This is a genomic window from Acinetobacter baumannii (assembly GCF_009759685.1).
Lineage (GTDB): Bacteria > Pseudomonadota > Gammaproteobacteria > Pseudomonadales > Moraxellaceae > Acinetobacter > Acinetobacter baumannii.
The window spans coordinates 3,464,766-3,476,166 of the sequence record NZ_CP046654.1 but is presented as its reverse complement, the minus strand read 5'-3'; the positions used below and the strand labels follow the sequence as shown (position 1 = coordinate 3,476,166).

The 11,401-nt window shown below is 33.3% G+C and carries 12 protein-coding genes and 1 pseudogene; 9 read left to right on the top strand and 4 right to left on the bottom strand.

The window, feature by feature from the left end; all coding sequences use genetic code 11:
- Positions 1-105 precede the first annotated feature (105 nt).
- Both surE and GO593_RS16620 read left to right on the top strand, forming a co-directional pair.
- Positions 106-1,077: a 5'/3'-nucleotidase SurE gene (gene surE / locus GO593_RS16625; protein WP_100244294.1), complete on the top strand. Its 972-nt coding sequence runs from the start codon at positions 106-108 to the stop codon at positions 1,075-1,077.
- 11 nt (positions 1,078-1,088) lie between these two features.
- On the top strand, positions 1,089-1,733 hold the full coding sequence (locus GO593_RS16620; protein ID WP_000817317.1) for a hypothetical protein: 645 nt from the start codon (positions 1,089-1,091) through the stop codon (positions 1,731-1,733).
- A 34-nt stretch (positions 1,734-1,767) separates the two neighbouring features.
- Here GO593_RS16620 and GO593_RS16615 read toward each other — a convergent pair whose 3' ends face one another.
- Positions 1,768-2,208, bottom strand: coding sequence for an HD domain-containing protein (locus tag GO593_RS16615; RefSeq protein ID WP_000193134.1), 441 nt, complete (start codon positions 2,206-2,208; stop codon positions 1,768-1,770).
- Between the two features lie 295 nt (positions 2,209-2,503).
- Here GO593_RS16615 and GO593_RS16610 point away from each other — a divergent pair, with 295 nt between their 5' ends.
- Positions 2,504-2,815 (top strand): helix-turn-helix domain-containing protein, encoded by a 312-nt coding sequence (locus GO593_RS16610; protein ID WP_000737064.1) that lies wholly within the window; start codon positions 2,504-2,506, stop codon positions 2,813-2,815.
- Between the two features lie 722 nt (positions 2,816-3,537).
- The gene (locus GO593_RS16605; RefSeq protein WP_002134901.1) at positions 3,538-4,089 is read left to right on the top strand and encodes a TetR/AcrR family transcriptional regulator; all 552 of its coding nucleotides are present in this window, start codon (positions 3,538-3,540) and stop codon (positions 4,087-4,089) included.
- 55 nt (positions 4,090-4,144) lie between these two features.
- On the opposite strand, the gene GO593_RS16600 is transcribed toward GO593_RS16605, so the two are convergent.
- The gene (locus tag GO593_RS16600; RefSeq protein WP_000733606.1) at positions 4,145-4,402 is read right to left on the bottom strand and encodes a hypothetical protein; all 258 of its coding nucleotides are present in this window, start codon (positions 4,400-4,402) and stop codon (positions 4,145-4,147) included.
- 199 nt (positions 4,403-4,601) lie between these two features.
- Between GO593_RS16600 and GO593_RS16595 the strand changes: the two genes are divergently transcribed.
- The 4 genes and pseudogenes from GO593_RS16595 to GO593_RS16585 all read left to right on the top strand — a co-directional run bounded on the left by GO593_RS16595 (position 4,602) and on the right by GO593_RS16585 (position 9,146).
- Entirely contained in the window at positions 4,602-7,679 is a 3,078-nt protein-coding gene (locus tag GO593_RS16595; RefSeq protein WP_000627233.1) for a DEAD/DEAH box helicase, read from the top strand.
- 108 nt (positions 7,680-7,787) lie between these two features.
- Complete coding sequence (locus tag GO593_RS16590) at positions 7,788-8,306, top strand: GNAT family N-acetyltransferase (protein ID WP_000789095.1); 519 nt, start codon at positions 7,788-7,790, stop codon at positions 8,304-8,306.
- Between the two features lie 4 nt (positions 8,307-8,310).
- Positions 8,311-8,388 (top strand): annotated as a pseudogene (locus GO593_RS19190) (TetR/AcrR family transcriptional regulator); the annotation flags it as partial.
- A 170-nt stretch (positions 8,389-8,558) separates the two neighbouring features.
- Positions 8,559-9,146: a hypothetical protein gene (locus GO593_RS16585; RefSeq protein WP_001133593.1), complete on the top strand. Its 588-nt coding sequence runs from the start codon at positions 8,559-8,561 to the stop codon at positions 9,144-9,146.
- Between the two features lie 24 nt (positions 9,147-9,170).
- Here the strand turns inward: GO593_RS16585 and GO593_RS16580 are convergent, their stop codons facing one another.
- Entirely contained in the window at positions 9,171-9,713 is a 543-nt protein-coding gene (locus tag GO593_RS16580; RefSeq protein WP_001002974.1) for an RNA 2'-phosphotransferase, read from the bottom strand.
- Between the two features lie 171 nt (positions 9,714-9,884).
- Between GO593_RS16580 and GO593_RS16575 the strand changes: the two genes are divergently transcribed.
- Positions 9,885-10,412, top strand: coding sequence for a hypothetical protein (locus GO593_RS16575; RefSeq protein WP_001016251.1), 528 nt, complete (start codon positions 9,885-9,887; stop codon positions 10,410-10,412).
- 52 nt (positions 10,413-10,464) lie between these two features.
- Here GO593_RS16575 and GO593_RS16570 read toward each other — a convergent pair whose 3' ends face one another.
- Positions 10,465-11,349, bottom strand: a complete 885-nt coding sequence (locus GO593_RS16570; protein ID WP_000937049.1) for an alpha/beta hydrolase family protein — start codon at positions 11,347-11,349, stop codon at positions 10,465-10,467.
- Positions 11,350-11,401: the final 52 nt, after the last annotated feature.

Below are 11,401 nucleotides of genomic sequence, written 5' to 3'. Positions count from 1 at the left end.
AATGAAGCCCACGAAAGTGGGTTTTTGTTATATTTATGCTTAGTCACTAAACATACATATACCGCCACTACCATACAAACCGAAATTTAATAACATGGTAGTTAAGTGATGAAAAAAAGTTTATTGGGCGGCCTTATTCTGTCTTTGTGTACGACTCCAGCTTTTGCATTAAATATTTTATTGGTTAACGATGACGGCCTAACCAGCAATATCAAAGCACTCTATGATGAATTAAAAGCAAATGGTCATAACGTGGTTGTGTCTGTACCGTGTTCACCACAAAGCGGTCGTGGTGGCGCGATTGTGATGTACAGCTCAACAACGATTACCGCGGATAATGATAAGCAAATTGCGGCTGAAAACGGTTGTCACAATGGCGCAGCACCAATTGGTGCACCTGCGGCTGGAACTTTTACCAAAGCGGGTTATACCAATGGCGACTGGAACTACACACATGGCACACCAGTCATGGCAACAGTTTATGGACTAGATGTGGTTGCACCAAAACGCTGGGGTAAAGCACCAGACTTAGTTTTATCTGGCCCGAATGAAGGTCAAAATGTCGGAAAAGTCGTTGTACACTCTGGCACCATTGGCAATGTACAGTTTTCGGCAGGACGTGGCATTCCGTCTATTGCATTAAGCGCCGATACGAACACGGTAGATGACAAAACTTTAAACAACCCTAACTCTGCAATTGTGGCAAAACAAACCGTAGCGTTATTAAAAGAATTACAAGCTAAGGCAGGTAAGGGCCAGTTGTTGCCAAAAGGCATTACGCTAAATGTGAATTTCCCTAAAAATTTAACAACCAGCACGCCGTTTGCATTTTCAAAAATTGGGACTTATGACTTATATAAACTGAAGTTCCAAGTGACCAAAGACAATAAAGGCAACAATCAATTTGGCCTTGGAATAGACGCGGCACCATCAGCACCAACTGCCGCTCAAATGTCGGATGAAAGCGCTGTAATGCAAAGCAAAATTGCTGTGACTGCAATGCAAGTTGCTTATGACCAACGACCAGCAGGTCAAGAATGGCTTAAAATCCGTTTAAAAAGCTTATTTAACAAGTAAGGAACAAGACCATGAAACGTTGTTTATTGGTTTTACTCCTTGGACTTGGATTGGCGGCTTGTAATGACAATGATCATGATGACCAAGTCTCGACTGAAAAACCTGCACTAGCACCGAGCTTAGATGTCGGAACTTATATTATTAGTACCGAAACCGATCAAGAATTACCTATGGCGGGTAAATACTATTCTGGTGCAGATGGGACTAAATTATTGGTTTTAGATGATGACGAAAACCGTGCCAAGATTGTGATGAGCTATGATACAAAAACCAAAGCTTGGCGAAGCAACCAGTCTAATCAGGCGATGACCGTTGAATTAGCACATTATGAAAAAATTGCTGATCAAAAACTTTTGCTTAATCAATTGGTCGGCACCTACGATTTATCGTTTCCTGATGGAACAACGGTCAATGCCGAGGTGAATGCACAAGGCAAAATTGTCTCGAAAGACCCGAATTGTGTGTTTACGGGTGTTATTACTGAAAGTGCATTAGCCAATACAGCAAACTATCAACTGACCGATAATCAGTGTGATGCGCTAAAAAATAACTCGAAAGGCTATGTTGTGGTAGATGAAGACTTAGAGCCTATGAGTTTTAGACTCGTATCTGACACGATTGCATCAAAAGACATTTGGGCATTTGCACAATCTTAAAAATAAAAAGGCAACGGATTTATTTCGTTGTCTTTCATTCCAACCTATCTTGCGCCGTTGAAACAATCAACATGGTTTGAAGATAATAATCTACTCGTGATTGATTACTTTCTTTATGTGAGTTGTGCGCATTAAACGCTGCATCATGAAGTTTCACGACTCGAGCGATCGGATTCGAACTACAACGAATTAAATATTCTTCGCGTGTTTCCGTTTCCCGTTTAGTTAATGCATCAACGGCATCACGGACTTCTTTTCCGAATAAACTTTCGATTTTGTCTAGGGTAAGAGGTGTGTCTTCAACACTATCGTGGAGAAGGGCTGTAATAATATAGACTTCTGAAAATTGATGCTCAATTAATGAGTTGACCACACCTTTAATATGGTAATCAAAGTAATCATGAGAACCATACTTTTGGCCTTGATGAGACTCTTTTGACAATTTCTCTGCTAATTCAACTTTATTTTGAGTCATTTTTTGCTCTTATTACTTTAAGTATATGACACGGCCTAATGGGCGAGATGGGTAGCTTAAGTCATAATTTTATACTGAATAAGCTATTTTGTTGTGAATACTCTCGTTTGTTTGGTGAATCTCCACAATGTAATGTTCAACATATGAAAACGGATAAATAAATTATTGCTATCTATAAATATGAGATGCGCAAAAATTTGCTCACTTTTATCTAAAATAAATCAAATTGAGCAAATATATTCACAAAAACTTATTTTTATAGTATTTTTGAGAAAATAATTGCTCATTTACACGAATGAAAAAATTAACAATACAAACCCAAGACCGTCAGCAGATTCTTATAGATTTATATAAACAATATTTGTTGAGTGAGATTACTTTGGGGCAATTGCTATCGTATTTACGCAAAAATGTGTTGGGTTTGTCTCAAGAACAATATGCTAATTTGGTGGGTATAAGCCGTCGGACTTTAACGGACATTGAGCAGGATAAAGGTAAACTCACTCAGTCTGTGTTAGATAAAGTGTTTAAGCCACTTGGTTTAAAAGCAGGGCTTGTACCTACGCATGAACATATTGTTAGCAAAATTATAAAGCCAAACGAGTAAGTAACTACTTAAACGTTCACAAGCATACGCTTGTGAACACTAAAATGATAATTTTTGAACCAATCTAATATATAAATTTTTGCAACTTTAAAATTTAACTTAATGATATAAAAGCAGATTGTAAATATTACTTAAGAATATCCTTAATTATGTAATTAAATGAAAAATAATAATTATTTAAATATTTTCTAGCCAATTTCACATTGACACTTCAAATATTGAAGATTACCATTTGCGGGCTGGCCTACATTGCCAGTCGGTTTTAGCAGACCGTTCACTCCGCATCAGAATTTATTCCTTCTGAGGAATAGTTTTGTGCGCAAACTCCCAGTTCCCTCCCGTAGCGGTAGGACGGGAGAGGGACACCTTCGGGTGTGCTAGTTGAGTGACTAGTCTGCTAACCCTCTTTCGTTCTGCCACCATAAATCTTATGCTCTGGCAGAACTCCATAAATAAGGAGTTAGCTTTGCGCATCCATCATTTCTTGGCAACCCTTGCCAAAAGCTATAACAACACAGCTTAAAACATTTAACGCAGCTTGATTGCCGTAAGGCTATTTCAGGCTTTAGCTCGTTATTACTTAAAACTTCGAACAACTAAAACTTGAGATGTGCTGGGCACAGTCTTTAGGGCTTTGCTATGCCTTTTTTCTCCCAAAAAAGGCAGCAGTTTTTTATATCTCATTTATATACAACAAAAATTTAATTTATAACGGTAAAAATATGCCAAATTTAGTTCTCCCAACACGTGCATTAAAAGTTGTAAATACATCAATTGAGTTATTTCACCGCCGCGGTTTTCATATTGCCGGCGTCGACAGACTTGTAAAAGAATCCGAAATTACCAAAGCAACTTTTTATAACTACTTTCACTCTAAAGAACGGTTAATTGAAATCTGCCTAATGGTGCAAAAAGAACGACTTCAAGAAAAAGTGGTTGCTATGGTCGAATACGACCACGACACAAACGCAATCGATAAACTCAAGAAACTCTACGTCTTACATACCGATGTAGACGGGCTGTATTACCTGTTATTTAAAGCTATTTTTGAAATCAAAAATACCTACCCAAACGCATATACAACCGCCGTGAGATATAGAACATGGCTCATCAATGAAATCTATAGTCAGCTTAGAGTACTTAAACCCGATGCTTCCTTTACCGATGCCAAATTATTTTTATATTTAATTGAAGGTGCCATTATGCAGCGTTTAAGCTCAGATGAAGTTGATGAAAGGATGGTTGAGGTGTTTTTGAGGGGGATTAACAAATGACACTTCGATAATTTATTATCAATGTGTCATTTGTTGCAGTAACTTCAGAATGACTTTATTTCTTGATATTACATTGGATAGGATATTGTTCGCACATCTCTTTTGCGAACTTTTCTCCATCTTTGTATTCCTGTTTTTGAATAATTTTTTCTTTGTTTTCTTTTGCAAAAGTGATTCCGTCTTCAAAAGCCTTTTGTTGCTTTGATTTTTGTTCTTGTTCTATTTGCTTAATATTATTTTGATTTGTCCTTGGTTGTTCATTAGCAAATACAGTGGTTGAAAAGATTGTTAGTATTAAAATTAATTTCTTCATAGTTTAACCTTTAATAAAGTGTTTATTTGTTGGCTAATTTATTAGGGGTTAGCATTTCATATTTCAAGAGGTTGAAGAAAATAAAAACTCTTAATAATTAATAAAATTACATTAGACTTTAGTTAATCGTTCGTTTTGTATACTATGCGTAAACGAAAATTTATGATAAAACTTAAAAAAAACATATTTTTAAGATGCCATGATTACAGAAATTAACGATTTGATAACTAATAATCTTAGACCTTGTCAATTAGAAAGTATTGGAACCATACAACGATATTTAGAGTCAATGTCCGAAAAATCTTGTCTCATTAGCCTTCCTACAGGTGCTGGAAAAAGTGGTGTAATTTGTACGGTTGGTCATTTTTCTACTTTCGATAAAATTTTAGTTGTAACTCATAGAAGAGCTGTATGTGATCAGCTATATAAACAATTGAAAGGAAAATTCTTTCAAAAAATTTTACAAGAAGATGTAGATTATAAGCAATTTTTGATAAAAAAAATCTTTAACCATATTAATAATACTGATAATAATGGTATTTATTGTACTACCTTCCAAAAAATTACAAGTCTAAGTGAACAAGAATTAACAGCTTTAGAAAATACATTTAGCCTTATATTAATTGATGAAGGACATGCTGAACCCTCACCTAAATGGGGGACTGCAATTAGAGAATTAAATGCAAGAAAAGTAATAATAACAGCAACACCTTATAGGAATGATCTTTTTAGTTTTGATATAGATGCAAAACATAGCTATATTTATACTTATAAACAAGCTGTAAAAGATAAGGTAATTGTAGCTCCTATATTTGAGACAATTACATTATCTAAAGCTTTAGAAAATATGGAATTAGATACCGATTTTTCAATTATTTATGAAAAAATAAATAAAATTAAAGAATCACAACCCGATGCTGTTTGCATCATTAAATGTAAAGAATTTCATGATATAGAAATATTTTTTTCAAAATTTAAAGAATTATATAGAACTGCCGCAATTCATGATCAATTTAAAGATAAAGAGATTGAAGATGTTTATCGTGAGGTTCCTGCAAATTTAGCAGAATTGAATTACGAAGTTTTAATTCATCAAAGAAAATTAGATGAGGGTATTGATCTACCTGAGGCTAAAATTTTGATCTTAACCTATCCTGTAGGTAGTGGAAAAGAGTTAGTACAAACTATCGGGCGGGTAGTAAGAATATATCAAAACTATCAGCCAACAGTATTCGAAATATCAACTCAAAGTAATAATAATTTATGGGGAAATTATCAAGAATTTGATGAGTATATTTCCAATCCTGAATCAGCAGAACGCTTTTTAAACACTCTCGATACTGCTCTTCTAGTAGAAAATTATCTAGATGTTTTTCCTGAACATAGCTATTTTGACTCTTGTTATCGGAAAAAATTTAATTTTAAAGAATTTAACCCTATTAATTCTTTAGAAATTCCGCTCGCCTCAGTCTGTTTTTATAATAAATTAGCTGATTTTAGTTTGAATGACTGTATAGATAAGCTTTATTGGGAGTTCCAGCGAGAAGGCGCATTGACTAAATATGATATTGAATCAGGAGTAATTACATCTGTTTGTTTTAATAATTCTAAATTTCTCAAAGATAGTTTGTTTTTTGAACCATCTTTAGAAATTATGATAATAAGAGAAATAGGAGATATTATTTCAATTTTTGATAGTAAAGGGAGAAAATTCAATAATAGAGATGATCTTAAAATTGGCAGAGTTATTGATCTCGATAAATTATTTAGTGTTGTAGCTAAAACAGAACAAACCCGAACAAAACAGGCTAATACACGAGCACTGCAATTTAGCGAAAGTCGGCCAGAAAGTATATCCCTAAAAGGTCCTGATTTAGAGGCGACTAATCATTCACAAACCAACTCCATGTATGCGGTTACAACTGCTGTAGTATCAAATATTAATGAAAATGATAAAATTGATTCTTCTTTTTATTTAGGGGTGGGGTCTGGGCGAATCTGCGATCAGAAAAAAAATAATTTTACTTATAAAGATTTTATTGAGTGGCTAGAACAGATAAATATAGCTTTTGATAAAAACGGACTAGTTAAAAGCCGTTTTCTAAATTCTTTCGCACAGACTATAGATGAAGCTCCTGAAGAAGAACCTATAGCTTGTATATTAGATTTCTCAGATATTTTGGGTATCTTGGAAATTACCTATAATGGTTTTAAACAGCAAATAGATAATACCTTTATCTATAAAAAATATTCGAAAGGAATTTCTTTTTTTAATTTTTATTATTTAACTACTAATAAGTATACTGTTTACTTACCAACTTATAATTTAAAAAGCCTTATAACTTTTAGTTTTGATGATAAAAAAGAGCTTGTAGCTCATTGTTATGAAGAGGTAAGTTTTTTTATTGATGGTTGTGAAGTAAATATTAATGAATTATTTAATAGGAAAAGTGTGAAATTATTATATAAAGATGGAACAAATTTTATCAATGGATTATTTTACAAGCACAAACTTCCTATGGAAAAAGGTGAGTTAAATCATAGTATTTTGAATGGAGTGATTCCATTAGATTGTTTGTTAAATGTTAATTTAACAGAAAAAGATGAAGATAATTTATCAATTGAAACTTTTGGAAATAATTCAATTTTTTATTTAATTGATCAGATGTCTAATGTGCAAAATCCGAGTGTCAGCCTAAATAATTTAGGGCAATTTTTCGAATATTTACCAAATATAGATCTAATGTTATGTACAGATATGGGAACTGAGCCAGCGGATTTTATTTTATCTTCAAAAGATAAGGTTGTATTCGTACATGTTAAATGTGGGAAAAGTCCGAAATCACCGGAATCCTCAGCAGGTGCAATATATGAAGTGGGAAGTCAAGCTCTAAAAAATCTACATTATTTATTAAATAATAGTCCTTCACGTTATGCCAATATTACAAATATTAAAGGGGCATGGCCTCGACCAAATGGTAACAGTAAAGGAATATGTTTAAATAATCGTATTCGGTTGTTTAATAAAAAATTTGATATGCATCATTCTTTAGAAGATGTTATTGAAGTGATTGATGATCGTCGAAAAAATCCTTTGGTGTCTAAAGAAATATGGTTGGTCATGGGTAATTCTTTTTCATATAAGCATTTTAAGGATCAGTTAAGTAGTCCAAGTATGGCTTGTGCTGAAACAGTTCAAGCTTATCAACTTTTAGACACATGGTATAGCCAAACATCTAATCAGAATGTTGAAATGAAAATATTTGTTTCTCCATAGAGAGGAACTTCTAATTTTATCATTAAGATGAAAACGGAAAATGGGCTACAAAAATGTAGTCCATTTATTATTTATATTAAAATTTTCCGAATAACTTTGAGCAGAAATATGAAAAATATTGAAATTTTAGAGATAAATGAAATTGGTGATTATGAAGAAAGCTTATCGCTACTGTTAGAAGATTCTGTAAATAACGGAGCTTCAATAGGTTTTCTGGCTCCGATAGAAAAGAACGAAGTCGTAAATTACTGGCGTGAGGTTAACAGTAAATTAGCAAATGGTAATAACCGTCTATGGATTGCCATTCAACAAGGAACGATTATAGGTAGTGTGCAGTTATCCTTAGTGAGTAAAAAGAACGGCGTTCATAGAGCAGAAGTTGAAAAACTCATGGTCCTGACAACAGCGAGAAAACAAGGAATAGCAACATTACTAATGAATGAACTCGAAAATTTTGCACGAGAAAAAAGTCTGCGCTTACTTGTTTTAGATACACGTGAAGGTGATGTATCCGAGCTTTTATATAGCAAAATTGGATTTGTTCGTGTGGGTGTAATTCCAAGTTTTGCCTTAAGTTCAAACGGCAGCTATGACGGCACAGCGATTTATTATAAAAGACTTGTTTGATTGCATGGTTCAGCTTCTAGATCCAAACAAACCAGATGAACGGAAGAGATTACTTGAGTATTTTTTATTACAGTTGTTGTGACATTTGGGAGGGTAATTGAGAGACACATGTCGACTTAAACTGCTATAAAATTCTGCTTGGTGATTTTATAATACATAGCAATAACGAAAGTTTAAGCGCTGTACTAATAAGTAAGATTCAATAAGTACAGTGATTTTATTAAACAATAAACATAGAAAATTGAGTATTGGATGCCAAATCAATTTGAAACACATACTTCAGATGTGGGAACTACGATTCATTTAAAAATGAATGGTGAGAATTTAGAAAATTTAATAATTTGGGACCGTGTAATAGTAATTACATATGACATTTTTTTTGTATGTATTGCTTTTGAAGCATATACAAAAAATGAAGGGATTCAAACATTTATTGTACTACTATTATTTTTATTATTTCTTTTCTACAAGCACTATGAATATAGAAAAAATAAACAATGGTCTAAGAATGCCGAGGAAACATTTTTTATTTCCAAAAATAATCTTCGCATTTCCAAAGACTGCCTTGGGAAAAATTTGTTAACAAAGGATATTAATACTCAGAAGATTATAGAGATTGTCTACAGACCTTGGAGTGGTGGAGCGTATCCACCTTTTTTGCCAGAGTTCCATCAAGGTACTATTCACTTAATTGGTTATGATGATGGTTGTTCATTTGGTATTAATCTTAACAAAGAAGAAGCAGAGGCATTTATTACTGAACTACGTTCTTTAATTATGCAATACCAAGAACCTCGTCATTTTATTTTCGCACCACATATGCACTTGGCAAAAGATTGAATAGTAAATAAGTGCGTTTTCTTGCTATTGAAAAGCAATAAATTCTATTGGTACATGTTTACTCAACCAAACACCATTTTCAGCTTGGAAAAATTCGAATCCACTATCGTGCATTTTTAAGGCATCAATAACAAGAATTTCAGGCTTACCATAGCGAGCACCAACGGTTAGAGCTGTATCTCTATTTTCAGTTAGATGGACATATTGACGATCTTTCGAAATTAAACCTTGCTCTTTTATGGAATCTATAAACCTTTGTGCCGTACCATGATAAAGATAAGTTGGCGGTTTAAGTTTGTTAAGAGTGATATCTACACTTGTAGTTGAATGACCCTGTACAGCACGAATAAGTTTTCCATCATCAGAAATTTGGAAGCGTTTTTTATCGCTATTGCTCACGATGTTTTTAATGATCTCTTCATCTAAAGCTACATTCTTGACTGGTTGTGATTTTGAAATTAACTCTTCAATATTTGCCCAACCTTCGCGATCTAATGTCAGACCAATTTCTTCTGGTTTGTGTCTAAGGATAAAACTTAAATATTGGCTAATTGCTTTTTCGTTCATTGTTTTAGATAAGTATTAGAGTTAATTATATTTTAGTGAATTTATTGGTTTAAGGATAGCTGTATAAATACAAGTAGAAATTTTAAAGAAATATTATTTCTTAAATCAAACTTGTTTTAATAGATAATAATGTAGATATAGAATATAAGTTCATTATAAATTGAGAAAAGAATGAATCACTTAGTGCCCGATTTGAGTAAAGATATACTTCCGTCGAAAGAAGCAGCAGGAATTTCTTTAGGAATGGATTTTGATGAGTTTCGAAATTCGGCGCTATTTCGAGATGTGGGAATGGAGGAATTTGAATCTGCTCAAGAGAAAAATATTTGGTTAGTTCTTCATAGATATGAATTATTGCCGTGGCAGGAGTGGATTAACGAAATTTATTGTTCATGGGAAAGTAGTGTTACGTTAACATTTGATGGAAATTCAAAGAAATTAATACGAATTTTTCTTGGTGAAGGATATAACGGAAAACTATTAGGTCTTTTAGGGATAGGTGATCGCTTAGATTTAGTGAAAGATGATTTTAATTTCTATTTTTCATGTGATGCGCACTATTTAGAATATAAACAAGATAGCGATATGTTTGGTGAAATTATTCCTGCAGAAATATCAACAAATTATAGGACTGCTTATTCAGAAGAATATTCGGACCAAATTATTGAAGGGATTATGATATATACAAATTCTCATTAATTAAATGTTTAAGATGCATTAGATGAGTAAATTAAAAAATGTATCTCATTTATTACTTAATTTCCATATTCAAAGTCTTTTCCAAAAATGAATCACTTTTAATTTTCCACACATTAGCAGGCACAGGATGTTTGGCATCTTGTATAAGTTCTACGGTGTTTGGAATACCTTTACTATCAAGTAATTGATGTAGCTGAATACTTTGCTTTGGGTCAACAATTGGGTCTTTGGTGCTAACTAATATAAGAGTAGGAGGATAATGAGATGAAATTGGTAATGATGATCTAGCTGCGGATGCAGTTTCTATATTCTTTTCAGTAGTAATAGATTCATTTATCTCATTCATAACATTTGACGGTAGTGTTCTAGTGTGAGAACTCCACTCGGCATACATACCTTTAAAATCATAAAATCCAGATACCAAAATCAAAGCGTTTATCTTTCCAGAATTTGCCACAACATTCGCTATGGAAGCCCCACAACTAATCCCAACCACTGCAACTTTGTTTGGATCAACATGAGGTTGTGATCGAGCAAAATTAATGGCTTGTACAAGATTAGTTTGTGAGGCTTTACCACAAAAATCTGATTTTCCAGATGACTCACCATATCCACTCATAGATACAGCAAAACTAAAAAAGTTCTTTTTACTATATTCATTTAACAAGCCAGAGCGTACAAAGGCTTTAGCACCTTGTTTGTCTTTTTGAATACCATGTAAAAAGATAATTGCTGGATACTTTTTATCGGCTAAGAGGTCTGGCTCTTTCCAATAAATCTCAGTTATTTGATTATTGGCTGTTAAAAGTTGATGCTGTGCTTGCTGGGTATAAATATAAGGAAGAATAGATAGACGCAAAAGGGCATAGAAGCCAATAACTAAAATTAAAGGAAGAATGTAGGAGAGGGCTATATTCTTGTTCTGCTTAGGAAGCATAAGAACTCTTATAGTTATGTATGATTGTGAGTGATTTTCTATCTGTTGAAAT

Excerpts from the sequence above, each read along its gene's own strand:
- GO593_RS16590 (WP_000789095.1), top strand. The coding sequence starts at position 7,788 with ATGAAAAATATTGAAATTTTAGAGATAAATGAAATTGGTGATTATGAA.
- GO593_RS16620 (WP_000817317.1), top strand. The coding sequence starts at position 1,089 with ATGAAACGTTGTTTATTGGTTTTACTCCTTGGACTTGGATTGGCGGCT.
- GO593_RS16600 (WP_000733606.1), bottom strand. The coding sequence starts at position 4,402 with ATGAAGAAATTAATTTTAATACTAACAATCTTTTCAACCACTGTATTT.
- GO593_RS16615 (WP_000193134.1), bottom strand. The coding sequence starts at position 2,208 with ATGACTCAAAATAAAGTTGAATTAGCAGAGAAATTGTCAAAAGAGTCT.
- GO593_RS16570 (WP_000937049.1), bottom strand. The coding sequence starts at position 11,349 with ATGCTTCCTAAGCAGAACAAGAATATAGCCCTCTCCTACATTCTTCCT.
- GO593_RS16575 (WP_001016251.1), top strand. The coding sequence starts at position 9,885 with ATGAATCACTTAGTGCCCGATTTGAGTAAAGATATACTTCCGTCGAAA.
- GO593_RS16605 (WP_002134901.1), top strand. The coding sequence starts at position 3,538 with ATGCCAAATTTAGTTCTCCCAACACGTGCATTAAAAGTTGTAAATACA.
- GO593_RS16610 (WP_000737064.1), top strand. The coding sequence starts at position 2,504 with ATGAAAAAATTAACAATACAAACCCAAGACCGTCAGCAGATTCTTATA.
- GO593_RS16585 (WP_001133593.1), top strand. The coding sequence starts at position 8,559 with ATGCCAAATCAATTTGAAACACATACTTCAGATGTGGGAACTACGATT.
- GO593_RS16595 (WP_000627233.1), top strand. The coding sequence starts at position 4,602 with ATGATTACAGAAATTAACGATTTGATAACTAATAATCTTAGACCTTGT.
- GO593_RS16580 (WP_001002974.1), bottom strand. The coding sequence starts at position 9,713 with ATGAACGAAAAAGCAATTAGCCAATATTTAAGTTTTATCCTTAGACAC.